Here is a 24,685-nt window from a genome sequence, read left to right on the forward strand (position 1 = left end):
CGGTAATTTCATTTGGAGAACGGCTTATGCCTTGTTAGGATGTGCTGGGCGCCTCCTGCGTCCGAACGGGACTCGGCTGCGTGCTTTTTCCTCCTTCGAGGAACGCCGAGTGCTTCGTCTTGGTGAGAAAGGAGACTCGGCTAAAGGCTTTCGCGTCCTGCGAGGAACGCCGAGTAGCTTTGTCCTGGTGAGAAAGGAGACTCGGCTAAAGGCTTTCGCGTCCTGCGAGGAACGCCGAGTAGCTTTGTCCTGGTGAGAAAGGAGACTCGGCTAAGAGCTTTCGCGTCCTGCGAAAAACGCCGAGTACCTTCGTCCTGAAGGCATGATTTATTATAGGTTAGAGGTGTTTATTTTGAAAATATCAACTAAAGGCAGATACGGGCTGACGATTATGATTGAGCTTGCTAAAAAGCATGGGGAAGGCCCGACTTCTTTGAAAAGTATTGCTCAGACAAACGATTTATCGGAACATTATTTGGAACAGCTTGTTTCACCTTTGCGGAACGCAGGGCTTGTGAAAAGCATCCGCGGCGCGTACGGCGGCTATATTCTGGGTGACGAGCCTGAGGCGATTACGGCGGGCGATATCATTCGCGTTCTGGAAGGACCGATCAGCCCGGTGGAAGTACTTGAAAATGAGGAGCCGGCAAAGCGCGAGCTGTGGATCAAGATTCGCGACGCTGTCAAGGAAGTGCTGGACTCCACGACGCTTGAAGACTTGGCCAGCTATACAGAGGGCGAGCAAGAAGCGTATATGTTTTACATTTAAGATTGAGGTGTAATGTTAGGATGGAACGGATTTACTTAGACCATGCAGCGACTTCTCCGACTGACCCACGGGTAGTGGAAAAAATGCTGCCTTACTTAACGGAAAACTTCGGAAACCCTTCAAGCATTCATTCCTTTGGGAGGGAGAGCCGAAAATGGCTTGACGGCACGAGGGAGATGATCGCTCGGGAAATCGGAGCGCATCCCAATGAAATCGTTTTTACGAGCGGGGGAACCGAAGCCGACAATATGGCGATTCTCGGAACCGCACTGGCGAGAGAGCAGCAGGGCCGCCACATCATCACGACAAAGATCGAGCACCACGCCGTTCTGCATACGTGCAACAGGCTTGAAGAAATGGGATTTGACGTCACATATCTTGATGTCGACGAAAGCGGAAGAATCTCCGCTGAGCAGGTGAAAGACGCGCTGCGGGACGATACCATCCTGGTGACGGTAATGTATGGAAACAATGAAGTGGGAACGATTCAGCCGATAGATGAGATCGGCGATCTGCTAAAAGACCATCGGGCGCTGTTTCATACAGATGCGGTACAAGCCTTCGGCTTTTTGCCGATTGATGTGCAAAAAAGCCGCATCGATATGATGTCAGTCTCCGGACATAAACTGAACGGGCCGAAGGGGACAGGCTTCTTATACGTCAACGAAAAGGTGAAGCTCAGCCAGCTGCTTTTCGGAGGAGAGCAGGAACGCAAACGTCGGGCGGGAACGGAAAATGTCCCGGGAATCGCGGGACTCGGTGAAGCCGTTTTGCTGTCAGGTCAGGAAAGAGAAGAAAAATCGGCGCTTTACCGCCGGTTTAAAGACATCGTCATTCGTACGCTGGAAGCAGATGGCGTCTCCTTCGATGTGAACGGCAGCAGAGAGCACAGCCTGCCGCATATTTTAAATCTGTATTTTCCGGGAGTATCTGTTGAATCGCTGCTCGTTAATCTCGATATGGCGGGAATTGCAGTATCGAGCGGATCGGCGTGCACGGCCGGATCTGTGCTTCCGTCTCATGTTCTCTCCGCCATGTTTGGCGAGGAAGATGACCGGCTGACGTCATCCATACGGATCAGCTTCGGCTTTGGCAATACAGAGGAGCAGGTGGAGCGGGCCGCGAAAGAACTTGCGGCAATTGTTCAGCGCCTGTCATAAGTGTCGGGAAGCGACGCTCCGAGCTAAAGATTCGCATCTTGCCCGAAAATGATGATATGATCTGAAAGGACAAGTTTTTGAATTGATTTATTGGAGTTGATGAAAATGACGAAGCGGCCTGAAGATACACGGGTGGTCGTCGGAATGTCCGGAGGCGTTGATTCCTCTGTGGCGGCTTTGCTTTTGAAAGAGCAGGGCTATGATGTCATCGGAATTTTTATGAAAAACTGGGATGACACAGATGAGAACGGTTTTTGCACAGCGACGGAAGATTACGAAGATGTTATAAAGGTATGTAATCAAATCGGAATTCCGTACTATGCGGTAAATTTTGAAAAGCAGTATTGGGAAAAGGTTTTTCAATATTTCCTTGATGAATATAAAGCGGGCAGAACGCCGAACCCGGATGTGATGTGCAACAAAGAGATTAAATTTAAAGCCTTTTTGGAGCACGCTTTGTCGCTTGGAGCCGATTATTTGGCCACCGGCCACTATGCGCGGGTCGACCGTACGGACGGGCGTGTTAAAATGCTCAGAGGGCTGGACGAAAATAAAGATCAGACCTATTTTCTTAACCAGCTGACAGAAGAGCAGTTAAGCAAAGTGCTGTTTCCGATCGGCGAGCTTCAAAAAAGCCGCGTCAGGGAAATCGCAAAAGAAGCGGGGCTTGCGACAGCTGCCAAAAAAGACAGCACAGGCATCTGCTTTATCGGAGAACGGAACTTCAAAACGTTTCTCAGCCAGTACCTTCCAGCACAGCCGGGAGATATGCGGACGATGGAAGGCGAATTCAAAGGCCGCCACGACGGTTTAATGTACTATACGATCGGACAAAGGCACGGCCTCGGCATCGGGGGAAGCGGAGACCCTTGGTTCGTCGTCGGAAAAGACCTTGAAAAAAACATCTTGTATGTTGACCAAGGATTCGACAATCCGCTTCTTTTCTCCGATAAGATCACGGCGACAAACGTAAGCTTTGTGCATGACGGCGTCTTCGGCGGCGAAGACGAGCTCACCTGCACGGCCAAATTCCGCTATCGCCAAGCCGATCACGAAGTCACTGTCAGAATGACCGGGACAGATGAAGCAGAGGTCGTCTTTAAAGAGCCGGTCCGCGCCGTTACGCCGGGACAAGCGGTTGTCTTTTACAGAGGTGAAGAATGCCTAGGCGGCGGAACGATTGATGATGTGTTTAAAGACGGACAACAACTTTGGTATGTATAAAACCGGGGCTCTGGATAACACCCCGGAGCTTCTCGAACGGCTGCCGGCAATGTCGGCGGCCTTTTTAAAATAGTTCGTGAAAGGGAGAGGGCTTTTGGATTACAATCAAATTGGAATAGATGCTATGCAAAAAGGCGACTTTGAAAAAGCCGCAGAAGCCTTTACAAAGGCAATTGATGAAAACAGCGGCGATCCGGTGCCTTATATCAACTTTGCCAATCTGCTTTCGGCAGTCGGGGAACTGGACAGGGCGCTTAAGTTTTACGACCGGGCGGCTGCTTTGGACGAGAAAGCGGGAGCAGCTTATTATGGAGCCGGGAATGTCTATGTCATGAAAGAACGGTATCAAGAAGCGAAGGACATGTTTGAAAAAGCGCATCGGACGGGCATGGAAAACAGCGACTTATATTATATGCTCGGGACGACGCTTGTGAAGCTTGAGCAGCCGAAGCTCGCGATGCCGTATTTGCAAAGGGCCGCTGAGCTGAACGATATGGATGTCGAAGCCCGTTTTCAATACGCGATGTGCCTTGCCAATGAAGGGATGCTGGACGAAGCTATCACGGAGTTTTCAAATGTAACAGAGCGCGATCCGTCCCATGCAGATGCTTTTTATAATTTAGGCGTTGCCTATGCGTTTAAGGAAGATCGGGAAACCGCGCTTGCCATGCTGAACAAGGCGCTGGACATTCAGCCGGACCATATGCTCAGCATTCGCGCCAAGCAGCTTTTGGAAGAAGCTTGATTGATCAAGGGCCGTCATAACGGATTTTGAATGGAGAGGGGGAGAACAGTGATGCAGCGCCATAACCCGGACCAAATTGAAATGGAAGAAGCTTCATTTGTAAAAGGAACGGTTGCGGCTGTCATTTATCATAATGAAACAAACCTGTATACCGTATTAAAAGTAAAAGTGGAAGAAACATCGGAGTCTTTTGAAGACAAAACCGTTTCTGTCACGGGTTACTTTCCTTTGATCCATGAAGACGATATCTACACTTTTTACGGAAAAACCGCCTCCCATCCGAAATTTGGCCTGCAATTTCAAGCGGATCATTTTAAAAAAGAAGTGCCGACAACAAAAGAAGGTGTGATCCAATACTTGGCCAGCGATTTATTTGAAGGAATCGGCAAAAAAACGGCCGAGGAAATTGTTAATAAGCTTGGGGAAGGTGCGATCAACAAAATTTTAAGCGACGGCACCGTCCTGTATGATGTTCCGAAGCTCTCCAAAAAAAAGGCGGATAAGCTTGCCGCTGCCCTGCAGCAGCATCAGGGGCTCGAACAGATTATGATCTCCTTGAGCGAATTCGGCTTCGGCCCCCAGCTGTCCATGAAAATTTATCAGGCGTATGAAGCGGAAACGCTTGATAAAATCCGCGAAAATCCGTACCAGCTTGTCAAGGATGTCGAAGGAATCGGCTTTATCAAGGCGGACGAACTGGGCGGCAGAATGGGGATCTCAGGCAAACATGAAGAGCGGATCAAGGCGGCGATTTTATACACGGTTGAAGCGACATGCCTTCAAGAAGGGCATACATACATAGACACGAGACAGCTCATCATCGAGACGCAAAAACTGTTAAACCAGTCTGCAGGTGATGAAAAAGTAACCGAGATGGATGTGGCGGACGCGATCATTTCTTTAGGGGAGCAAAAAGAGCTGTTCATTGAAGATGAAAGGTGTTATTATCCGTCCCTTTACTACGCTGAACAAAGCTTTGCCAAAAGGGTGCAGAAAATCGCCGGACAGACCGAATACGATGACCAGTTTCCCGAATCGGAATTCCTGCTCGCTTTAGGGGAGCTTGAAGAACGGATGAAAGTGCAGTACGCGCCAAGTCAAAAAGAAGCGATTCAAAAAGCGCTGATGTCGCCGATGCTGCTTTTGACAGGCGGACCGGGAACCGGGAAAACGACCGTCATTAGGGGAATCGTCGAGTTGTACAGCGAGCTGCACGGCTTAAGCTTAAATCCGGCTGATTACAAAAAGGATGAAACGTTTCCGTTTGTGCTCACAGCACCGACCGGCCGGGCCGCTAAGCGGATGAGCGAGTCGACCGGGTTGCCGGCCGTAACGATTCACAGGCTTCTCGGCTGGAATGGAGCCGAAGGATTTACGCACGATGAAGACAATCCGATTGACGGACGGCTGCTCATCATTGATGAAACGAGCATGCTTGATATATGGCTCGCCAACCAATTGTTCAAGGCGATTCCCGACCGGATTCAGGTCATCATGGTCGGAGATGAAGACCAGCTTCCGTCCGTCGGTCCCGGACAGGTGCTGAGGGATCTTTTGGCATCGAATGTCATTCCTTCTGTCAGATTAACCGATATTTACAGGCAGGCTGAAGGCTCTTCCATCGTTGAACTGGCGCATGAAATGAAACAAGGAAAGCTTCCTGAAAACTTGACCGCGCCGACAAAAGACCGTTCTTTCATTCGCTGCCGCCAGCAGCAGATTAAAGAAGTCGTCGAAAAAGTCGTCAAAAACGCGCTGCAAAAAGGGTATTCGGCCAGGGATATTCAGATTTTGGCTCCGATGTACAGGGGAGCAGCCGGTATCAACGAGTTAAACGCGCTTTTGCAGGGCATCCTGAATCCCCCGAAGCCGAAAGGCAGGGAAATGAAGTACGGCGATGTCGTGTACCGTACCGGGGATAAAGTGCTTCAGCTCGTCAACCAGCCGGAACACAACGTGTTTAACGGTGATATGGGTGAGATCGTCTCGATTTTTTATGCAAAAGAAAATACGGAAAAAGAAGATATGGCCGTCGTCTCTTTCGACGGGAATGAAATCACCTTTACAAAAAAAGATTTTAACCAATTTACGCACGCCTATTGCTGTTCAATCCACAAATCGCAGGGCAGCGAATTTCCGATCGTCATCCTTCCGGTCGTCAAAAGCTATTACCGCATGCTGAGAAGGAACTTGCTTTACACGGCCATCACAAGAAGCAAGAAATTCCTGATTTTGTGCGGGGAAGAAGAGGCCCTTGAATGGGGCGTGAAAAATAAGGAATCATCGGAAAGGCAGACATCGCTTAAAAGAAGGCTTCAGCAGGCGGCGCATGAAGAGGATGAAGAGCTCATGGCGCTGCAAAAAGAGCTGCCTTTTAGCGTCTATGACGCCAATATCGGGATGGAAGGCATTACACCTTTTGATTTTATGGAAAAGGAAGCAGAATAAGTGTTTTTCATGGAATCCATTTCATCGTATGAGTCGCGTCGCAACAGCAGATCATAAGAATGTTCGTAAAAAGGTGGTTGATCACACTTTGAGAACATGCAATGAGCTGGAAGGACTCAATGTTTACGACAGACAATCTTCTCTCCCGCTTGGGGTGGTAACAGATATCTGTTTTTCCAATGAAGGGACATGTCTCGGATTGATTATGGAAGAGAAGCGGCGCTTTTACAATCCCCGTTCGCTTCTTCCGCTTCCCGCTGTCACCGAAATCGGACGTGACAGCGTATATGTTGATTTCACCGAATTCAAGCCGATGCAAATTCCGAAGCAGAGTCTTTCTTATGACCAGATGAAACAAAAAATGGTCAAAAACGGAGCAGGAGATACGCTGGGCATGCTGGAAGATGTATACTTTTCTTCCGACACGGGCATAATCGTAGCATATGAACTATCAGACGGTTTTTTTGCCGATTTGTCAGGCGACAAAAAGCAGATTCACTCATCTGGGGAACCGCTTGAAGTAGGCAGAAGCACAATCGTCTTGAACGAATAAGAGGTGTGTGTTCAAATGCTCGTTTGCCCGAATTGCAAAAGCAAAAACATCGGCAAAATCGGTGTAAATCAATATTACTGCTGGGGATGCTTTATTGAGCTGACCCTTTCAAAAGGAAAAATTTCGACTCATCAAGTCGAAGAGGACGGAACATTGAGCAGCCTGGACGATCTGTTTTCAGATGACGAACGAACGATTAACCTTTGAATGGAGGTTAGAAAGTTGAATCGTACAATGACTTCTCTCATTTCTTTAGGAGCCGGGGCTTTGATGTACTACATGGCGTCTCAGAACGATATGATGAACAAGCGAAACATGAGAAAGCTGAGAAGACGCGTCATGAAAATGTTTTAAGCAGAAGGGATACCCTTAAAAAGGGTGTCCCTTTTTTCTTCGGGAATAATTACAAGCAGAAATCAAAAGCTAACAAGGGGTGAAAAAAATGCTGAAAAAACCGCTGCAGCTTTTAATGTGGGTCTCGATCTTCATGCTTTTGCTATTAACCGTCTATATCTTTTTGCAGCTGAGAATGATTTGGGAGCCTGTCTGCGTGCTGCTGAAGTCGATTCTGATCCCGCTTGTGATTGCGGTTTTTATCACCTATCTGCTTTTGCCTGTCGTTGAAAAGATACACCGGGCAGGCGTGCCGAGAACATTGAGTATTTTGCTGATTTATGTTCTGTTTTTTGCCGGTCTCGGCTACGCCTTTTACAAAGGGGTGCCGATTCTCATTAAACAGCTGACAGAGCTATCAGAGGGAATTCCGTTTCTTGCCGCATCTTACGAAAGCATGCTGGATCAGCTGCATCATCATACAGACGGCTGGCCCGACGGCATGCACGACAGGATCGACAGGTTCGTCAATCAGACGGAAGAATTCGTAGCAAGCTGGGTGGAACGGACGATCAGAAGCATCCGGTTCGTTTTTGATTATATGCTCGTGGCTGCGATTATTCCTTTTTTAGTATTCTACATGGTGAAAGATATTGATACGATGAAGAAGGCGGTATGGTATTTGACGCCTTCTTCATGGAGGGCGAGAGGCAGCGAATTCATCCGCGATGTTGATGATTCTCTTGGAGACTACATCAGAGGACAGCTTTTTGTCTGTCTTGTCATCGGCTTGGGAGCGAGCCTGTCATTTTGGTTTTTTGACCTGCCCTATCCGCTGATCCTCGGCCTTGTCATCGGCGCGACAAATGTCATCCCGTATTTCGGTCCCGTCATCGGCGCGATTCCCGCCGTCATGGTGGCTGCCGCTTTATCGACGAGGCTCGTTTTCGTGGTGATCATTACGATTTTGGTGCTGCAGTTTATCGAAGGCAATATTCTCGGCCCTCTTGTCATCGGCAAAAGCCTGCATATGCATCCCGTCGTCATTATGCTTGGTTTGCTGGCGGGCGGGGAGCTTGCCGGCATCATCGGCATGATTCTCGCTGTGCCCGTCATGGCCGTTATCAAAGTGATGTTCGTCCATTTTTTAGCGGCAAGAAAAGCTTGAGCGGCAGAAGTTTGACATAACGGCTTCAGTTGTCTATAATTTCGAAATAGACATACATACGTATCTCGTTTGACGGATCCGAGTATACTGAAGCCCTGTTTGATAGAGAGAAGCTCCATTGCGGTGAAAGAGCTTTAACAGAAGATCAGTAGAAGCTAATCCTGAGTGCAGGCGAAAACCTGCCGTCTTCATCCGGCGTTATTCGGATATCAAGGTGATGGGCGTTTTGTTACGCGCATAATCAGGGTGGTACCGCGAGAGGAGCTCTCGTCCCTGTGTAAACGATGTTTGCATAGGGCGGGGGCTTTTTAATTTGCATGTGCATCATTAAAGGAGGAAAAAAAATAATGAAGACATTAACATCCGCACAAGTGCGCCAAATGTTTTTAGATTTTTTTAAAGAAAAAGGGCATGCCGTTGAACCGAGCGCCTCTCTTATTCCGCATGAAGATCCCTCCCTGCTTTGGATCAACAGCGGAGTCGCGACGCTGAAAAAATATTTTGACGGACGGGTTGTGCCGGAGAATCCGCGCATCTGCAACGCTCAAAAATCAATCAGGACGAACGATATTGAAAATGTCGGGAAAACAGCCCGCCACCATACGTTCTTTGAAATGCTCGGGAACTTTTCGATCGGCGATTATTTCAAAGAAGAAGCGATCGAGTGGGCCTGGGAATTTTTAACCGATCAAAAATGGATCGGCTTCGATCCCGAACGCCTGTCAGTCACGGTCCATCCGGAAGATGACGAAGCGTATGAATTATGGTCAAAAAAAATCGGCGTTCCTGAGGAACGGATCATCAGACTGGAAGGGAACTTCTGGGATATCGGTGAAGGCCCGAGCGGACCGAATACCGAAATTTTCTATGACCGCGGTGAAGATTATGGAAATGACCCGTCTGATCCGGAACTTTACCCGGGCGGGGAGAACGAGCGTTACCTTGAAGTATGGAACCTTGTGTTCTCCGAGTTCAACCACAATCCTGACGGAACATACACACCGCTTCCGAAGAAAAACATCGATACGGGGATGGGGCTTGAACGGATGGTATCTGTTATTCAAGACGCCAAGACGAACTATGATACGGATTTGTTTATGCCGATCATCAAGGCGACAGAAGCCATTTCAGGAGAAAAGTACGGAACATCTGCTGAAAAAGATACGGCATTTAAGGTTGTGGCCGACCATATCCGGACGGCTGCGTTTGCGGTCGGCGACGGAGCGCTTCCGTCAAACGAGGGGCGCGGCTATGTCATCAGAAGGCTGCTTCGCCGTGCTGTCCGCTATGCGAAGTCCATCAATATCAACCGTCCGTTTATGTATGAGCTCGTTCCGGTAGTTGCCGACATCATGGCCGCATTCTACGGCGAAGTCAAAGAAAAAGCGGACTTTATCGCGAAAGTCATCAAAACAGAGGAAGAACGCTTCCATGAAACATTGCACGAGGGCTTGGCGATTCTCTCAGAAGTGATTCAAAAGGAAAAAGCAAAAGGAAACCGCATCATTTCCGGGGAAGATGTCTTTAAACTGTATGATACGTATGGATTCCCTGTTGAACTGACCGAAGAATACGCCGAAGATGAAGGCATGGAAGTCGATCATGACGGATTTGAGCGCGAGATGGACAAGCAGCGCGAACGGGCCCGGCAGGCGCGCCAGGACGTCGGCAGCATGCAGGTTCAAGGCGGCGCTCTCCGCGATATCATGACAGAAAGCGAGTTCATCGGCTATTCCGATATCAAGACGGAAACGAAAATCGCCGAGCTTCTTCAAGACGGGGAACTTGCCGACCTCGTTCAAGAAGGCAAGAAGGTTCAGTTTATCCTGGAAAAAACCCCGTTCTATGCTGAAAGCGGCGGACAAATCGGTGATAAAGGCTGGGTTAAAAGCGGGGATGCCGCTATTCGCGTCACAGACGTTAAAAAAGCGCCGAAAGGCCAGCACCTCCATGAAGGGATCGTGGAAAGCGGCGCAATTAAAAGAGGCATGAGCGTGACCGCAGAAGTCACGGAGCGGCTCAGAAAAGACATCGTCAAAAACCATACCGCGACACACCTGCTTCATCAGGCGCTGAAAGATGTGCTCGGTACGCATGTCAACCAGGCCGGCTCGCTAGTCACTGACAGCCGTCTGCGCTTTGACTTCTCTCACTTTGGACAGGTGACTAAGGAAGAACTCGAACAAATTGAAACAAAAGTGAACGATAAAATTTGGGCATCGATTCCTGTGCAAATCGACTTAAAACCGATTGATGAAGCGAAAGCGATGGGAGCCATGGCGCTGTTTGGCGAAAAATACGGAGACATCGTCCGCGTCGTTCAGGTCGGCGACTACAGCATCGAGCTGTGCGGAGGCTGCCACGTGAGAAACACAGCTGAAATCGGCCTCTTTAAGATCGTGTCCGAATCAGGCATCGGGGCCGGCACCCGCAGGATCGAAGCGGTAACAGGGCAGGGCGCTTACGAAGAGATGAACGCCAAACTGGAGCTTCTCGAGCAGGCGGCAGAAGTCCTGAAAACCAACGTGAAGGAAGTTCCGAAACGGATCGAAGCGCTCCAGTCTGATCTGAGAGAAGCTCAGAGAGAAAACGAATCTTTATTGGCGAAACTGGGAAATAAAGAAGCCGGAGAGATTTTAGAAAAAGTAAAAGAAATTGACGGAATCAAACTGCTCGCAGAAAAAGTGAATGCCAAAGATATGAATCACCTGCGCACAATGGTTGACGATCTGAAGGCGAAACTGGGCTCAGCCGTCATCGTTCTCGGGGCGGTTCAAAACGAAAAAGTGAATATTTCCGCCGGAGTTACAAAAGATTTAATAGAGCGGGGTTTCCACGCAGGCAAGCTTGTCAAGCAAGTCGCAGAAGCATGCGGAGGCGGCGGAGGCGGCCGTCCGGACATGGCGCAGGCGGGAGGAAAACAGCCTGAGCGGCTTGCTGAAGCATTAGCATCTGCGGAAGAATGGGTAAAATCCGTTTTATAAATAGCCGTTGTGGTGTAGAATGGTGATTAGAAGGTAATCAGGCTGAAACTTTGCCTGCGAATTTGGGAAAGAGGTGCAAAACGGTGAGCTCATTTGATAAGACGATGAAATTTAACTTTTCCGACGATTCGATGGAAACCAATGTAAATGAAGTGCTGATAACCGTCCATGATGCGCTTCAGGAAAAAGGCTACAACCCGATCAACCAAATTGTCGGATATCTGCTATCAGGAGATCCCGCTTACATTCCAAGGCATCGAGATGCACGTAACCTGATTCGGAAAATAGAAAGAGACGAGATAATCGAAGAATTGGTTAAATCGTACTTAGAACAGCATAAAGAGGCGTAAACAAGCATGCGAATATTAGGTCTGGATTTAGGTTCGAAAACGCTCGGCGTAGCGCTGAGTGATGAAATGGGCTGGACGGCTCAAGGGATAGAAACGATTAAAATCGACGAGGCGGGCGGTGACTACGGCTTGAACCGCCTCGCCGAATTGACGAAAGACTATGTGATTGACAAGATTGTACTCGGTTTTCCCAAAAACATGAATGGAACCGTCGGCCCGAGGGGGGAAGCGAGCCAGAAGTTCGCGGAAGTGCTTGAAGAAACGTTTCAAGTTCCCGTCGTGCTTTGGGACGAGCGCCTCTCGACAATGGCGGCCGAAAGAATGCTGATTTCAGCAGATGTAAGCAGGCAGAAAAGAAAAAAAGTAATTGATAAAATGGCGGCCGTGATGATCCTTCAAGGATATCTCGACAGCCTAAACTTATGAGGTGATCAAGATGGAACACGGAGAAAAAAACATTACGATTGTAGACGACAAAGGAAACGAACAGCTGTGTGAAGTGCTCTTCACATTTGACAGCGATCAGTTTAACAAGTCATACGTGCTTTATTATCCGGTTGAAGCACAGGACGAGGAAGAGATCGAGATCCATGCTTCAAGCTTCGTACCGAATGAAGCCGGAGAAGACGGCGAACTGATGCCGATTGAAACAGAAGAAGAGTGGGATATGATCGAAGAGACGCTGAACACGTTTTTAGCGGATGAAGACGAAGAAGAATAAAGCAGCGGCTGAACCGCTTGGCAAAATCCTAAAACTTAAACCGTTTTAGGATTTTGTCATTTTTAAATGGGCATCTTGCAATCATTTGCGCCCTGCTGCCGACAGGCGGCTTTTTTTATTAAATCTTTTTGTAATAAATTGCCGAATGATAACGAATCATGTAGTATAGACCGTGGGAGGAGAGGAGGACACCAATGTTTGAAGATCAGACTAAGAAACCGTTTATAAAAAGACTCCTTAAACATAGAATAAAGTTTTGGCTGACTGTGGCCGCGGTTCTGCTGATTTTAACCACAGGCGCTGTTTCGCTCTACATCAAATCGGCGCTCGAACCGGTCGATAAAAATAATGCAAAAACGGTCAGCGTCTATATTCCGGAAGGATCGACCGTTACGTCCATCGCCGCCAAACTGAAAAAAGAGGACCTAATTAAAAACGAAAAAGTATTTATCGCTTATGTGAAATTTAAAAATGCCTCCGGCTTTCAAGCGGGGAACTTTCAGCTCAGCCAGTCGATGGATGCGGCCGGCATGGTCAAAAAGCTGACGAGCGCTTCGCATGTACCGGCATTTAAAATTACCGTTCCTGAAGGAAGACAGCTCCAGGAAATCGCAGCTATCATCGCCGGACAAACCAACTACTCGGCAGCGGACATTATGAAAAAGCTGGATGACCGCGAATTCATCAGCCGATTAAAACAGAAGTATCCGAAACTGATCACCGACGACGTGCTAAACAAGAATATCAAGCATCCGCTTGAAGGATACCTGTATCCTGCGACATATCCGTTTTACGACCCTGAGACGAAGCTGGACGCAATCATCGAAGCGATGATCAAACAAACAGATCAGCTGGCTGAAAAGTATGAAAAGCAGATGAAAGACAAAAAGATGTCCGTCCACAAAGCCTTGACGATGGCTTCGTTAATTGAAGAAGAAGCTACCGAAAAAGCGGACCGGCACAAAATCTCAAGCGTCTTTTACAACCGCATCAGCAAAAACATGCCATTGCAAACGGATCCGACCGTTTTATACGCGCTTGGGGAGCATAAAAACCGTGTCATGTACAAAGACCTTGAAGCGGATTCCCCGTATAATACGTACAAACATGCCGGTCTACCGCCTGGGCCGATTGCTAACGCGGGAGAGAGCTCCTGGGAAGCGGCATTAAATCCGGAGCAAACAGACTATGTTTATTTCCTTGCAAAGAAAAATGGGGAAGTCGTCTTTACAAAAACGCTTGAAGAACACAATAAAGCAAAAGCAAAATACATTACGAACACGCAGGACGAGGAAAAAGGAGAGTAAAAATTACTCTCCTTTTATTCGCAAATACAAAGGTTTTATGATAAAATATATCGGGTTGTTTATTGAGAAAAGACAGTCGACTGCTTTAGGAGAGTGCTGCACATCTGACCTAAGGCTCTTTTTTATGAAAGGGAGGCCATCTGCCCGTGAAGATTGGACACGAAGAATTGACCGGCTATCTTGAAAAGCTGCTGAAGCAAAGGCCGGCTGAAATTATGAAACTGGAGGCCTATGCCGAAAAGCATGGCGTGCCCATTATGGAACCGACAGGAATCGAAGTGCTCCTGCAGCTTCTTTCACTCAAAAATCCGAAAAAAATTCTTGAAATCGGTACCGCCATCGGTTATTCGGCGATTCGGATGGCACTTGCCCTTCCCGAAGCTGAAATCTTTACGATCGAGCGCGATGAAGACAGGTATCGGGAAGCGTTGAAAAACATCCGGTCATTCCAGCTTGAAAACAGAATTCACGTGTTCTTCGGCGATGCGCTCAGCGAATCGGACGCCGTTCAATCGATGGCTCCTTATGATGCGCTTTTTATCGATGCCGCAAAAGGCCAGTATCAGAAGTTTTTCAGTATATATGAAAAAATGCTCGCCGATGACGGCATCATTTTTACTGACAATGTCCTTTTCAAAGGCCTTGTCGCATCAGATTACAATCAGATCGAAAACAAGCGCATCAAAAAGCTTGTATCGAAAATAGATCATTACAATCATTGGCTGATGGAGCATCCTGACTACCACACGGCGATCCTGCCTGTGGGCGACGGATTGGCCGTCAGTCAAAAAAGAGGTGAACGGATATGAAAAAGCCTGAACTGCTTGTGACGCCGACGGCTGTTTCGGATATTAAGCCTTTGGCAGAGGCGGGCGCCGATGCGTTTATCATCGGTGAACAAAGGTTCGGTCTGCGTTTAGCCGGGGAGTTTTCCAGAGAGGAAGTAAAAGAAGCCATCATTCAGGCTCATCAAAAAGGCGCAAAAGTATATGTTGCCGTGAATGCGATTTTTCACAATGACCGGGTTCCAGAACTGAATGACTACCTTTCTTTCTTGGACGAGGCAGGCGCCGATGCGGTTGTCTTCGGCGATCCCGCTGTACTTATGGCTGCACGGGAATCAGCGCCGAATATGAAACTTCACTGGAATACGGAAACGACCGCAACCAACCATTATTCCTGCAACTATTGGGGGCGAAAGGGCGCGAAGCGCGCGGTGCTCGCAAGAGAGCTCAACATGGACAGCATCGTTGAGATTAAAGAGAAAGCAGAAGTCGAGATCGAAATTCAGGTTCACGGCATGACATGTATGTTCCAGTCAAAGCGCTCCCTGATCGGCAACTATTTTGAATACCAGGGAAAAGTCATGGATATCGAAGGAAAGAAAAAAGAAAAAGGCATGTATCTTCATGATAAAGAACGCGGTAACAAATATCCGATTTTCGAAGACGAAAACGGCACGCACATCATGAGTCCGAATGACGTCTGCATCATTGATGAGCTTGAGGATTTAATCGATGCCGGCGTCGATTCATTTAAAATTGAAGGGATTTTAAAATCGGTCGAATACATGACTGAGGTAACGGCCATGTACCGCGAAGCCATCGACCTTTGCATCGCAGACAGAGAAGCATACGAAGACAAGAAAGAAGAATGGATCGAGCGGATTGAACAGCTGCAGCCTGCAAACCGCAGCATCGATACCGGATTCTTTTTCAAAGAAACAGTATACTAAAAGGAGGGATAGCCATGTCTGCAGTAAAAGATAAAATTTCCAAAATCGTTGATGGAAAACGCGTCATTACGAAAAAGCCAGAACTTCTTGCTCCGGCGGGAAATTTGGAAAAACTGAAAATCGCTGTCCACTATGGCGCAGACGCTGTATTTATCGGCGGACGTGAATATGGACTCCGCTCAAACGCAGATAACTTTTCAATTGAAGAAATGGCTGAAGGTGTCGAATTTGCGAAAAAATACGGCGCCAGAATTTATGTGACGACAAACATTTTTGCGCATGAAGAAAATATCGACGGGCTAGAAGACTATTTGCGCGACCTCGAGGGAGCAGGCGTGTCAGGCATTATCGTCGCTGATCCCCTGATCATTGAAACATGCCGCAGGGTCGCGCCGAAGCTGGAAGTGCATTTGAGCACCCAGCAGTCCCTTTCAAACTGGAAAGCCGTTCAGTTCTGGAAGGAAGAAGGCCTTGAGCGGGTCGTGCTCGCGCGCGAAACGAGCGCACTTGAGATCAGAGAAATGAAAGAAAAAGTGGATATTGAAATCGAAACATTCATACATGGTGCGATGTGCATCGCTTATTCCGGCCGCTGCGTGCTCAGCAACCATATGACGGCCAGAGACTCTAACCGCGGAGGCTGCTGCCAGTCATGCCGATGGGACTATGATTTGTATCAGACGGACGGGGCGAATGCACTGCCGCTATATGAAGAAGGCGATGCACCGTTTGCGATGAGCCCGAAAGATCTGAAGCTGATCGAATCGATTCCGCAAATGATTGAAATGGGTATTGACAGCCTGAAAATCGAAGGCCGGATGAAATCGATCCACTACATTGCGACAGTCGTCAGTGTGTACAGAAAAGTGATCGATTCTTATTGTGCTGACCCCGAAAATTTCGTCATCAAAGAAGAATGGCTGAAAGAACTGGACAAATGCGCCAATAGAGACACGGCGCCTGCTTTCTTTGAAGGAACCCCCGGATATGAAGAGCAGATGTTCGGCGTTCACGGCAAAAAGACAACATACGACTTTGCCGGACTTGTCCTTGATTATGATGAAGAGACAAAAATGGTCACGCTCCAGCAGCGGAACTTCTTTAAAACCGGAGATGAAGTCGAATTTTTCGGTCCGGAAATCGAAAATTTCACATGCAAAATTGACACGATATGGGACGAAAAAGGCAATGTGCTTGATGCAGCCCGCCATCCCCTGCAGATCGTCAAATTTAAAGTGGACAACAAGATATATCCTAGCAACATGATGAGAAAGGGGCAGTAATGGCATGGGGAAAAAACCGGTAGTTATCGGCATAGCGGGAGGCTCCGGATCTGGAAAAACGAGCGTCACCAGATCCATTTATGAACAGTTTAAAGGTCATTCGATCTTGATGCTGGAACAGGATTTATATTATAAAGATCAGAGCCATCTGCCGTTTGAAGAGCGGCTGAACACGAACTACGACCATCCGCTTGCATTTGATAATGACTATTTGATCGAGCATTTAAACGAATTGCTTGCCTACAAGCCGATCAAAAAGCCGATTTACGATTACAAGCTGCATACGCGTTCAGAGGAAGTCGTGCACGTCGATCCGAAAGATGTTATTATTTTGGAAGGAATCCTTGTCCTCGAGGATGAAAGGCTCCGCGACTTAATGGACATCAAGCTGTATGTCGATACGGATGCCGACCTGCGGATCATCAGAAGGATGGTCAGAGACATAAAAGAAAGAGGACGTTCGATCGATTCTGTCATCGAGCAGTACATCTCAGTCGTCAGACCGATGCATAACCAGTTTGTCGAACCGACGAAACGCTATGCCGATATCATTATTCCGGAGGGCGGACAAAACCGCGTCGCCATCGACCTGATGGTAACAAAAATACAAACTATTCTTGAACAAAACGCGATTTTATAATAACATAGCATAGACAAACACAACTCTGACCATATTATGTATAGAAATTGAAGGGTTCTCATCCTGAGCCCTTCTTTAACTGTATAAGCACCATTTACCGGAGCCTTCCATCCGGTTTATATGATACTTTACAAATATGGGAGAGAAGAAGGGGACAAGGGTTGTCCTCATTCTTGTATATTCAAGTCTATACCTCACATACAAGTGATGAGGAACCAACTAGAAGGAGTGAAGGAACATGGCACAAGAGAAAGTATTTCCTATGACAGAAACGGGAAAGAAAAAACTGGAAGAAGAACTTGAGTATTTGAAAACGGTTAAACGTAAAGAAGTTGTTGAACGTATTAAAGTGGCAAGAAGCTTCGGAGACCTCTCCGAAAACTCCGAATACGATTCAGCAAAAGAAGAACAAGCTTTTGTAGAAGGGCGCATCACAACCCTTGACAATATGATCCGCAACGCAAAGATCATCGAAGACGATGGTGCAAACTCAGATATCGTCGGCCTCGGAAAAACCGTTACATTTACGGAGCTTCCTGACGGTGAAGAAGAATCTTATACCATTGTGGGCAGCGCGGAAGCCGACCCGTTTGAAGGAAAAATCTCGAACGATTCCCCAATCGCGAAAAGCCTTCTCGGCAAACAGGTCGGGGACGAAGTGACCGTTCAAACACCGGGCGGCGAAATGCTTGTAAAGATTGTGAAAATTTCATAAAATTTGTTTAGCAAACGATGACCTCGTCCACAATGTGGATGAGGTGTTTTTATTATGAAATGGCAAAAGCGCATGAAGTGGGTGTCGATTATCATTTCGGCTGCCCTGTTATTTTTGCTGATCAGGCTCGCTGAAATTCAACTGTTTTTTACCGAATCCTTTTCTAAACGGAATGTGAACTTAATCCAGGAAAGCGTCAAACAGCGCACTGAGGAAGTTCGGATTTCAGACGGGAGAGGATCTTTTTTAGATCGGAACGGCGAACATTTGTCCGTCAGCCAAAAACCGGCCATCGTCTTATTTCCTTTTTTAAAACATCAGCCATGGCCGGCCGAAGAAGCAGCCGAAATTTTAAACATGACAAAAGATGAGCTCGAGAATAAGCTTGAGCATGCGAAAAAACCTGTGATTCTTACAAAACATGAAGGAGCGTCCATTTCAAAGACGGCTCTCGAAAAAATCAATAAACTGAAATATCCCGGCGTTTACGGCGTATACATAGAAGAAACAGAAAAGAACAGGCTGGCTTCGCATACGCTCGGTATGACCAATCAAGACCCGGACCTTCTCCGACGAAAATATCCCGATAAAGAGGGCCTCTCCATCAGCACGAAAATCGGCACCTTCGGCATGGAGCGGACATTTGATGAATTCCTGCTGCCTGAACAAGATACAAAACTGTTGTATCATGTGGACGGATTGGGAAACCCTTTGTTCGGTATGGACGTCAAATATACGGCAGATGCAAATCCGTTTTACCCGCTGCAAGTCAAAACAACGATCGACAAAAAGGTTCAGCGGGCAATGGAAGATGTACTGGCTGACCATCAGCTTGATAAAGGCGGAGCGGTTCTGATTGACATCGAGACGAACGGCGTGGCGGCGATTGCGAGCAAGCCCGATCTCAACATGGCATCGCAAAAAACAAGGCAAAACTATATGCTGACACCGGTATATCCCGGCTCGGTTTTTAAAACCGTGATTGCCGCGGCAGCGATCGAAAACGGCATGGACCATCCGTCAAAAACCTTTAACTGCAATTTGAACCTGTACGGTGAGGCCGGAGAAGACAAAGGGAAGCTCAGCTTGGAAGACAGTTTTGCGGAAAGCTGCAACTACACGTTTACAAATCTTGCTGGGCAGCTCGTTGAAAAAAACAGCTCCGTGATCGAAGATACCGCCGCAAAGCTTGGGCTGACCGGACGGGTCGGCTGGGAAGGGAAGCTGTATCATGAAGATGAGTTCAGACAGTTTCATCATGAAACTGCCGGATCAATCTGGGGGGATGAAAAGGACAAAAAAGTCAAAAAAGCTGTAGCCCAGACCGCCATCGGCCAAAAAAATGTGAAGCTGACCCCGTTGGAAATCGCCAACATGATGGCGACCATTGCAAGAGGCGGAGAGAAAAAACAAGTCAAGATCGCAGACCAGATCGAATATAAAAACGGCACATTGATGACGGCTTTTAAAGATCACAAGCTCCCCGGAGAGAAAATCGATCAGTATACCGCGCAAAAGCTGCAGAAACTGCTCAGAAAAGTCGTCACGTCTGAAAAGGGGACAGGCCGGCGCTTCAGAGATCTTCCGTACGAAGTAGCGGGCAAATCGGGCACAGCTCAGACAGGCCGGACGGCAGATGACAAAAAATCGCTCTATCATAAATGGTTCGCAGGTTATTTTCCGGCGGACAAACCGAAATATGCGCTCGTCGTCGTCCATATGGATACGCCTGATAGCAAGGCTGCGACAAATGCCGTATTTTATGATATTGTTAAAAAAGTATATGAAATTGAAAAGAACCAGACATAGAAGAATGCCTCAGGTGATGATAAAATAGAAAGCGAGGCAAGAGGGAAAAAGGAGTGCAATGAACTTGAGCGAAACAAGGGAATCTCGTTTTGAAAATCGTGATAAGCGCAGGAAAGCGAATCTTGTGCTTAACATTTTAATAGGCATCGTATTGGTATTAATCGTTGTCGTCGCCAGCAGTCTGATGATGAACAGCCCAAAGGAGCAGGCGCAGCAAGATGCTTCGAAAAACGATTCTGAACAGACGACAGAAGCACCTGCTTCCGACAATAAGAAACAAACGTCTGACGAAGATGTAAAAGATGAGGACAAAGGAAAAAGCGATTCTGCCGACAAAGAAGACAGCGATTCCGACTCGGACAAGGATAAAGACTCTGCTTCAGACGAGGACAAATCAACATCAGATGATCCGTTTAAAGGAGCCGAAGTGAAAGAAGGCGGTTCAAGCGCCAATGTTGAAAAAACGATCATCAATCCTGACTGGAAGCCTGTCGGCACACAACAGAGCGGACAGCATACCGCAACATATGATTCGTCTTCACAAGACTGGAAAGAAATGCTTGAAGCCATTTCATATGCGACAGGGGTTTCCCAGGATAACATGACGTTGATCTGGCTCGGAAACAACGGCAGCCCGCAAGATGCGAAAGGAACCATTCAGGCGAAGGACACCGGCGTCAAATACCAGGTAGCCATTACTTGGGTTGACGGGAAAGGCTGGAAGCCGACAAAAGTTGAACAGTTGAAGTAAAGAAAAAAGCGTCCGGTTTTAACAACCGGGCGCTTTTTTTTATGATTCGGCTTTAAAATGCACGACTGCGCTGTAGTGGATCCGTCCGTCAATGACCGCCGTCTGATGGGAAACCGAATGGACCCTCAGCAAAAGCGCCTGGTTGTTTTCAATCTGCTGACTGATCTTTTTTTCAAGCTCCTCTAAGCTCAGCGCCTCAAAAAACTCAATTTTATCTTTGATCAGATCGAGCCCGAAGTTCATAAACCAATCCTCCATTCGTTTCAAGTCATTTTTTATTAAAGCAAAGAAGCGTCCGGGTGACAAGGGAAATATAACCAAGCCTTTTTTGTACCCAAAACGAATGACTTGTGGTAGGATAAGAACTAATCAACCAAATAAATCATACTATACTTATAGGAATTGTAAAAATAGATGGAGAGTGACGATAAAATGGGAAGAGAGTTCATTCCTTTATTTGAGAACTGGGCAAATTCTTATGATGATACAGTAGTTGGCCACGATCTTCAGTACAAAGAAGTGTTTCGCAACTACGACGGCATTCTGGATGATGTCGTCAGCCGCTCCGGGCATAAAGTTCTTGAATTCGGCGTCGGCACTGGCAATCTGACTGCAAAATTGCTGGCAGCCGGAAAGGGAGTCACAGGTGTAGAACCTTCAAAAGCAATGAGGGAAATTGCCGAGGCAAAGCTAGCGGAGACTGCAGTGATCGTTGACGGAGACTTTCTCGACTTTCCGGAACCGCCGTTTTCTCCCGACACGATTGTCAGTTCCTATGCGTTTCACCACCTGACAAACGAAGAGAAACGGGAGGCTGTGAAGCGATATGGAAAAATGCTCGGAAAGCATGGTAAAATAGTGTTTGCTGATACCGTCTTCAAGGATCGGGAAGCCTTCTCTGCCGCTGTTAAAAAAGCGAAGGAAAAAGGGTTCCTGCAATTGGCGGAAGACCTTGAAACGGAACATTATCCGACGCTTTCGGAAATGGAAATGATCTTTACCTCAGAACAATTCAGGATCGCCTTTCAAAAGCATAATGATTTTGTCTGGGTAATGGAAGCGGCAAAATTGTAATTTGAAGGGAAGTTTTAAGATATGAAAATCGCAGTTATCGGAGCAATGGAAGAAGAAGTCACGATTTTGCGAAGCAAGCTCGAACAGACGAACCAAGAAGTCATCGCAAACTGTGAATTTACCAGCGGATTTTATGAAGGAAAAGAAGTCGTACTTTTAAAGTCCGGCATCGGCAAAGTCAATGCAGCCATGAGCACGACGATTCTGCTCGACCGCTTTAAACCGGACGTTGTCATCAACACCGGATCAGCCGGCGGCTTCCATCATTCGCTTAATGTCGGAGACATCGTCATCTCGACCGAAGTCCGCCATCATGATGTCGATGTCACGGCATTTGATTATGAATATGGACAGGTTCCGAATCTGCCGGCCGCATACAAGGCCGACAGTACATTGATCCAAGCGGCGGAAGCCGAAGCGTCTGAACTGGGACACATTCAGGTTGTCAAAGGAACGATTGCAACAGGCGACTCCTTTATGAGCGATCCTGACCGCGTGGCATTCATCCGCGGCAAGTTTGCAGATCTTTACGCGGTTGAAATGGAAGCGGCTGCTGTCGCACAGGTTTCCTATCAATTTAATACGCCGTTCGTTGTCATCAGGGCGCTTTCAGACATCGCCGGAAAAGAGTCTGAAATTTCATTTGACCAGTTTTTGGAGCAGGCTGCCAAGCATTCGACAGATCTTGTGCTCCGCATGATCAAAAGAATCAATTAAAAACAGGGGGGAGCCCCCCCTCTGTTTTGCACCTCTTGAAGGAGGAAGGAACATGAATGTGATCAAGGACATCACCCAATTGATCGGTAAAACGCCGCTTCTGCAGATTTTGAATTTTCATATCCCCAGCGGTGTTAACATATATGCAAAGCTTGAAATGATGAATCCGGGAGGCAGCATTAAAGACCGGCTCGGAGAAGTGATGATTGCTGAAGCCGTCGATTCGGGAAAGCTGAAACCCGGTGGAACGGTTATTGAGGCGACAGCAGGCAATACGGGAATCGGCCTTGCCCTCGCCGCCAGAAAGCACAGGATTAGACCCGTTTTTTGCGTGCCCGAGCATTTCAGCATGGAAAAACAGTCGATCATGAAAGCGCTCGGCGCTCGAATTGTTCATACCCCCAGAAGTGCCGGAATGAAGGGTGCGATTGAAAAGGCACTTGAACTTGAGAAGGAGATTCCTGATTCTTATTGCATTTTGCAGTTTAAAAACCCAGTAAATCCATTGGCTTACTATAAAACGATCGCCCCGGAAATATGGGATGATCTAGAGGGCCGGATTGACGTCTTCGTCGCCGGTGCGGGATCAGGCGGGACATTTGCGGGAACCGCCAAGTTTCTAAAAGAAAAAAATCCGTCCATTAAAACGGTTATTGTTGAACCTGAAGGCTCGATTTTAAACGGAGGAGAACCGCACGGACATAAAACCGAAGGAATCGGAATGGAATTCATTCCGGAATATATGGACGAAAGCCATTTCGATGAGATTTACACCGTGCTTGACGAAGAGGCGTTCCGGCTTGTAAAAGAAGCCGCTGAAAAGGAAGGGCTTCTGATCGGAAGCTCATCAGGCGCCGCGTTGTTTGCCGCGTTGAAAGAAGCCGAAAAAGCGAAAGCCGGCACAAACATTGTGACAATTTTCCCCGACAGCAGCGACCGCTATTTAAGCAAAAAAATTTACGAAGGAGGAATATAAGATGAAGCCAAAAACGAAAATGATCCACGGCGGCATTACAGGAGACGAAAAAACAGGAGCGGTATCGGTTCCTATTTACCAAGTCAGCACGTACAAACAGCCGCGCGCCGGACAGCATACAGGATACGAATATTCCCGGACGGGAAATCCGACAAGAACGGCGCTCGAATCCTTGATCGCGGATGTTGAAGGCGGTAAAGCAGGCTACGCGTTCGGCTCTGGGATGGCAGCGATCACAGCGGTCATGATGCTTTTTAAAAGCGGCGATCACATCGTGTTGACAGATGATGTATACGGCGGCACATACCGCGTGATGACAAAGGTGATGAATCGCATCGGCATTGAAGCGACCTTCAGTGATATGAGCAGCATTGAAGACATCGAAAAAGCGATCAAGCCGAATACAAAAGCGATTTATGTTGAGACGCCGACAAATCCTTTATTGAAAATCACGGACATCAAGAAAGCCGCTGAAACAGCGAAAAAGCACGGCCTGTTGCTGATTGTCGACAACACCTTCTACACACCGTACTTTCAAAACCCAATCTCGTTGGGAGCCGATATCGTCCTTCACAGCGCGACGAAGTACTTGGGCGGACACAGCGATGTCGTCGGCGGACTGGTTGTGACAGCCTCGAAGGAACTCGCAGAAGAGATCCATTTCATTCAAAATTCTACAGGCGGGATTCTCGGGCCTCAGGATTCCTGGCTCTTAATGAGGGGGATGAAAACCCTTGGCTTGAGAATGGAAGCGCATGAGCAAAATGCCAGGAAAATCGCAGCTTTTTTAGATGATCATCCGGCCGTCAAAAAGGTTTATTATCCAGGGCTGCCGTCCCATCCGGGACATGAGCTTGCCAAGCGGCAAAGCATGGGCTTCGGCGGCATGATCTCGTTTGATATCGGAAAAGAAGAGAACGTGGACATTGTCCTTGGCCGTCTGAAATGGTTTACGATTGCCGAAAGCCTTGGCGCGGTTGAAAGCCTGATTTCAGTGCCGGCGCGGATGACTCACGCTTCGATCCCGCGTGAACGCCGGCTGGAGCTTGGCATTACAGACGGATTGATCCGCATTTCCGCCGGGGTAGAAGATATTGACGATCTGTTGGAAGACTTGCAGCAAGCGCTGGCCCCGATTTCTTAAAATGGCTGAATTTACATGTCTGGTCATCTGTCAATCTATGTTATCCTGAATCATATCCATTATGAAACAAAAGCAGGTG

The 24,685-nt window shown here is 47.6% G+C and carries 26 protein-coding genes; 25 read left to right on the forward strand and 1 reads right to left on the reverse strand.

Going from position 1 to position 24,685, the window contains the following annotated elements; all coding sequences use genetic code 11:
- The first annotated feature begins 352 nt into the window (after window positions 1–352).
- The 21 genes from cymR to M1E06_RS07155 all read left to right on the forward strand — a co-directional run bounded on the left by cymR (window position 353) and on the right by M1E06_RS07155 (window position 20,695).
- Complete coding sequence (gene cymR / locus M1E06_RS07055) at window positions 353–769, forward strand: cysteine metabolism transcriptional regulator CymR (RefSeq protein ID WP_023855382.1); 417 nt, start codon at window positions 353–355, stop codon at window positions 767–769.
- Between the two features lie 20 nt (window positions 770–789).
- Window positions 790–1,929: a cysteine desulfurase family protein gene (locus M1E06_RS07060; protein ID WP_035338447.1), complete on the forward strand. Its 1,140-nt coding sequence runs from the start codon at window positions 790–792 to the stop codon at window positions 1,927–1,929.
- A gap of 105 nt (window positions 1,930–2,034) precedes the next feature.
- A complete protein-coding gene (gene mnmA, locus M1E06_RS07065) occupies window positions 2,035–3,153 on the forward strand; it encodes a tRNA 2-thiouridine(34) synthase MnmA (RefSeq protein ID WP_035338445.1) in 1,119 nt (372 codons plus the stop codon).
- Between the two features lie 94 nt (window positions 3,154–3,247).
- Window positions 3,248–3,898: a tetratricopeptide repeat protein gene (locus M1E06_RS07070; RefSeq protein WP_035338444.1), complete on the forward strand. Its 651-nt coding sequence runs from the start codon at window positions 3,248–3,250 to the stop codon at window positions 3,896–3,898.
- 51 nt (window positions 3,899–3,949) lie between these two features.
- Window positions 3,950–6,346, forward strand: a complete 2,397-nt coding sequence (gene recD2 / locus M1E06_RS07075; RefSeq protein ID WP_035338443.1) for an SF1B family DNA helicase RecD2 — start codon at window positions 3,950–3,952, stop codon at window positions 6,344–6,346.
- 88 nt (window positions 6,347–6,434) lie between these two features.
- Complete coding sequence (locus M1E06_RS07080) at window positions 6,435–6,899, forward strand: PRC-barrel domain-containing protein (protein WP_023855377.1); 465 nt, start codon at window positions 6,435–6,437, stop codon at window positions 6,897–6,899.
- 15 nt (window positions 6,900–6,914) lie between these two features.
- Window positions 6,915–7,106 carry a hypothetical protein gene (locus tag M1E06_RS07085; RefSeq protein WP_016885531.1) on the forward strand — a complete coding sequence of 64 codons (192 nt, stop codon included), beginning with the start codon at window positions 6,915–6,917 and terminating at the stop codon, window positions 7,104–7,106.
- 15 nt (window positions 7,107–7,121) lie between these two features.
- Window positions 7,122–7,253 carry a YrzQ family protein gene (locus M1E06_RS07090; RefSeq protein ID WP_003183926.1) on the forward strand — a complete coding sequence of 44 codons (132 nt, stop codon included), beginning with the start codon at window positions 7,122–7,124 and terminating at the stop codon, window positions 7,251–7,253.
- 88 nt (window positions 7,254–7,341) lie between these two features.
- Window positions 7,342–8,400, forward strand: a complete 1,059-nt coding sequence (locus M1E06_RS07095) for an AI-2E family transporter (RefSeq protein WP_216904361.1) — start codon at window positions 7,342–7,344, stop codon at window positions 8,398–8,400.
- A 347-nt stretch (window positions 8,401–8,747) separates the two neighbouring features.
- Window positions 8,748–11,384, forward strand: a complete 2,637-nt coding sequence (gene alaS, locus M1E06_RS07100; protein WP_020452396.1) for an alanine--tRNA ligase — start codon at window positions 8,748–8,750, stop codon at window positions 11,382–11,384.
- Between the two features lie 83 nt (window positions 11,385–11,467).
- The gene (locus M1E06_RS07105) at window positions 11,468–11,734 is read left to right on the forward strand and encodes an IreB family regulatory phosphoprotein (protein ID WP_003183920.1); all 267 of its coding nucleotides are present in this window, start codon (window positions 11,468–11,470) and stop codon (window positions 11,732–11,734) included.
- A 6-nt stretch (window positions 11,735–11,740) separates the two neighbouring features.
- Window positions 11,741–12,160: a Holliday junction resolvase RuvX gene (gene ruvX, locus M1E06_RS07110; protein WP_020452395.1), complete on the forward strand. Its 420-nt coding sequence runs from the start codon at window positions 11,741–11,743 to the stop codon at window positions 12,158–12,160.
- 10 nt (window positions 12,161–12,170) lie between these two features.
- Window positions 12,171–12,455, forward strand: a complete 285-nt coding sequence (locus M1E06_RS07115) for a DUF1292 domain-containing protein (protein ID WP_016885528.1) — start codon at window positions 12,171–12,173, stop codon at window positions 12,453–12,455.
- Between the two features lie 194 nt (window positions 12,456–12,649).
- The gene (gene mltG / locus M1E06_RS07120; protein WP_035338442.1) at window positions 12,650–13,762 is read left to right on the forward strand and encodes an endolytic transglycosylase MltG; all 1,113 of its coding nucleotides are present in this window, start codon (window positions 12,650–12,652) and stop codon (window positions 13,760–13,762) included.
- Between the two features lie 146 nt (window positions 13,763–13,908).
- Complete coding sequence (locus M1E06_RS07125; protein ID WP_020452393.1) at window positions 13,909–14,571, forward strand: O-methyltransferase; 663 nt, start codon at window positions 13,909–13,911, stop codon at window positions 14,569–14,571.
- Window positions 14,568–15,497, forward strand: a complete 930-nt coding sequence (locus tag M1E06_RS07130) for a peptidase U32 family protein (protein ID WP_020452392.1) — start codon at window positions 14,568–14,570, stop codon at window positions 15,495–15,497. Before M1E06_RS07125 ends, M1E06_RS07130 begins: the two co-directional genes overlap by 4 nt.
- Before the next feature lie 14 nt (window positions 15,498–15,511).
- Window positions 15,512–16,780: a peptidase U32 family protein gene (locus M1E06_RS07135; RefSeq protein WP_020452391.1), complete on the forward strand. Its 1,269-nt coding sequence runs from the start codon at window positions 15,512–15,514 to the stop codon at window positions 16,778–16,780.
- Window positions 16,781–16,784: 4 nt separating this feature from the next.
- Complete coding sequence (udk, locus tag M1E06_RS07140; RefSeq protein ID WP_020452390.1) at window positions 16,785–17,420, forward strand: uridine kinase; 636 nt, start codon at window positions 16,785–16,787, stop codon at window positions 17,418–17,420.
- A 238-nt stretch (window positions 17,421–17,658) separates the two neighbouring features.
- Window positions 17,659–18,135 carry a transcription elongation factor GreA gene (gene greA / locus M1E06_RS07145; RefSeq protein ID WP_020452389.1) on the forward strand — a complete coding sequence of 159 codons (477 nt, stop codon included), beginning with the start codon at window positions 17,659–17,661 and terminating at the stop codon, window positions 18,133–18,135.
- A 54-nt stretch (window positions 18,136–18,189) separates the two neighbouring features.
- Window positions 18,190–19,944: a peptidoglycan D,D-transpeptidase FtsI family protein gene (locus M1E06_RS07150; RefSeq protein WP_025811065.1), complete on the forward strand. Its 1,755-nt coding sequence runs from the start codon at window positions 18,190–18,192 to the stop codon at window positions 19,942–19,944.
- A gap of 58 nt (window positions 19,945–20,002) precedes the next feature.
- Window positions 20,003–20,695, forward strand: coding sequence for a YrrS family protein (locus M1E06_RS07155; protein WP_026579203.1), 693 nt, complete (start codon window positions 20,003–20,005; stop codon window positions 20,693–20,695).
- A 39-nt stretch (window positions 20,696–20,734) separates the two neighbouring features.
- On the opposite strand, the gene M1E06_RS07160 is transcribed toward M1E06_RS07155, so the two are convergent.
- Window positions 20,735–20,938, reverse strand: coding sequence for a YrzA family protein (locus tag M1E06_RS07160; protein ID WP_023855370.1), 204 nt, complete (start codon window positions 20,936–20,938; stop codon window positions 20,735–20,737).
- Between the two features lie 189 nt (window positions 20,939–21,127).
- Between M1E06_RS07160 and M1E06_RS07165 the strand changes: the two genes are divergently transcribed.
- The 4 genes from M1E06_RS07165 to M1E06_RS07180 are packed head-to-tail and all read left to right on the forward strand — an operon-like array spanning window position 21,128 to window position 24,606.
- On the forward strand, window positions 21,128–21,769 hold the full coding sequence (locus M1E06_RS07165; protein ID WP_026579204.1) for a class I SAM-dependent DNA methyltransferase: 642 nt from the start codon (window positions 21,128–21,130) through the stop codon (window positions 21,767–21,769).
- A 21-nt stretch (window positions 21,770–21,790) separates the two neighbouring features.
- Entirely contained in the window at window positions 21,791–22,486 is a 696-nt protein-coding gene (gene mtnN, locus M1E06_RS07170) for a 5'-methylthioadenosine/S-adenosylhomocysteine nucleosidase (RefSeq protein ID WP_020452384.1), read from the forward strand.
- A gap of 52 nt (window positions 22,487–22,538) precedes the next feature.
- Window positions 22,539–23,462: a PLP-dependent cysteine synthase family protein gene (locus tag M1E06_RS07175; protein ID WP_020452383.1), complete on the forward strand. Its 924-nt coding sequence runs from the start codon at window positions 22,539–22,541 to the stop codon at window positions 23,460–23,462.
- A gap of 1 nt (window position 23,463) precedes the next feature.
- The gene (locus M1E06_RS07180; RefSeq protein ID WP_035338440.1) at window positions 23,464–24,606 is read left to right on the forward strand and encodes a bifunctional cystathionine gamma-lyase/homocysteine desulfhydrase; all 1,143 of its coding nucleotides are present in this window, start codon (window positions 23,464–23,466) and stop codon (window positions 24,604–24,606) included.
- Window positions 24,607–24,685: the final 79 nt, after the last annotated feature.

This window comes from Bacillus sp. AK124, from assembly GCF_053903085.1.

Excerpts from the sequence above, each read along its gene's own strand:
- M1E06_RS07060 (WP_035338447.1), top strand. The coding sequence starts at position 790 with ATGGAACGGATTTACTTAGACCATGCAGCGACTTCTCCGACTGACCCA.
- mnmA (WP_035338445.1), top strand. The coding sequence starts at position 2,035 with ATGACGAAGCGGCCTGAAGATACACGGGTGGTCGTCGGAATGTCCGGA.
- recD2 (WP_035338443.1), top strand. The coding sequence starts at position 3,950 with ATGCAGCGCCATAACCCGGACCAAATTGAAATGGAAGAAGCTTCATTT.
- M1E06_RS07085 (WP_016885531.1), top strand. The coding sequence starts at position 6,915 with ATGCTCGTTTGCCCGAATTGCAAAAGCAAAAACATCGGCAAAATCGGT.
- M1E06_RS07095 (WP_216904361.1), top strand. The coding sequence starts at position 7,342 with ATGCTGAAAAAACCGCTGCAGCTTTTAATGTGGGTCTCGATCTTCATG.
- alaS (WP_020452396.1), top strand. The coding sequence starts at position 8,748 with ATGAAGACATTAACATCCGCACAAGTGCGCCAAATGTTTTTAGATTTT.
- ruvX (WP_020452395.1), top strand. The coding sequence starts at position 11,741 with ATGCGAATATTAGGTCTGGATTTAGGTTCGAAAACGCTCGGCGTAGCG.
- M1E06_RS07115 (WP_016885528.1), top strand. The coding sequence starts at position 12,171 with ATGGAACACGGAGAAAAAAACATTACGATTGTAGACGACAAAGGAAAC.
- mltG (WP_035338442.1), top strand. The coding sequence starts at position 12,650 with ATGTTTGAAGATCAGACTAAGAAACCGTTTATAAAAAGACTCCTTAAA.
- M1E06_RS07130 (WP_020452392.1), top strand. The coding sequence starts at position 14,568 with ATGAAAAAGCCTGAACTGCTTGTGACGCCGACGGCTGTTTCGGATATT.
- M1E06_RS07135 (WP_020452391.1), top strand. The coding sequence starts at position 15,512 with ATGTCTGCAGTAAAAGATAAAATTTCCAAAATCGTTGATGGAAAACGC.
- udk (WP_020452390.1), top strand. The coding sequence starts at position 16,785 with ATGGGGAAAAAACCGGTAGTTATCGGCATAGCGGGAGGCTCCGGATCT.
- greA (WP_020452389.1), top strand. The coding sequence starts at position 17,659 with ATGGCACAAGAGAAAGTATTTCCTATGACAGAAACGGGAAAGAAAAAA.
- M1E06_RS07150 (WP_025811065.1), top strand. The coding sequence starts at position 18,190 with ATGAAATGGCAAAAGCGCATGAAGTGGGTGTCGATTATCATTTCGGCT.
- M1E06_RS07155 (WP_026579203.1), top strand. The coding sequence starts at position 20,003 with ATGAACTTGAGCGAAACAAGGGAATCTCGTTTTGAAAATCGTGATAAG.
- M1E06_RS07160 (WP_023855370.1), bottom strand. The coding sequence starts at position 20,938 with ATGAACTTCGGGCTCGATCTGATCAAAGATAAAATTGAGTTTTTTGAG.
- M1E06_RS07165 (WP_026579204.1), top strand. The coding sequence starts at position 21,128 with ATGGGAAGAGAGTTCATTCCTTTATTTGAGAACTGGGCAAATTCTTAT.
- mtnN (WP_020452384.1), top strand. The coding sequence starts at position 21,791 with ATGAAAATCGCAGTTATCGGAGCAATGGAAGAAGAAGTCACGATTTTG.
- M1E06_RS07175 (WP_020452383.1), top strand. The coding sequence starts at position 22,539 with ATGAATGTGATCAAGGACATCACCCAATTGATCGGTAAAACGCCGCTT.
- M1E06_RS07180 (WP_035338440.1), top strand. The coding sequence starts at position 23,464 with ATGAAGCCAAAAACGAAAATGATCCACGGCGGCATTACAGGAGACGAA.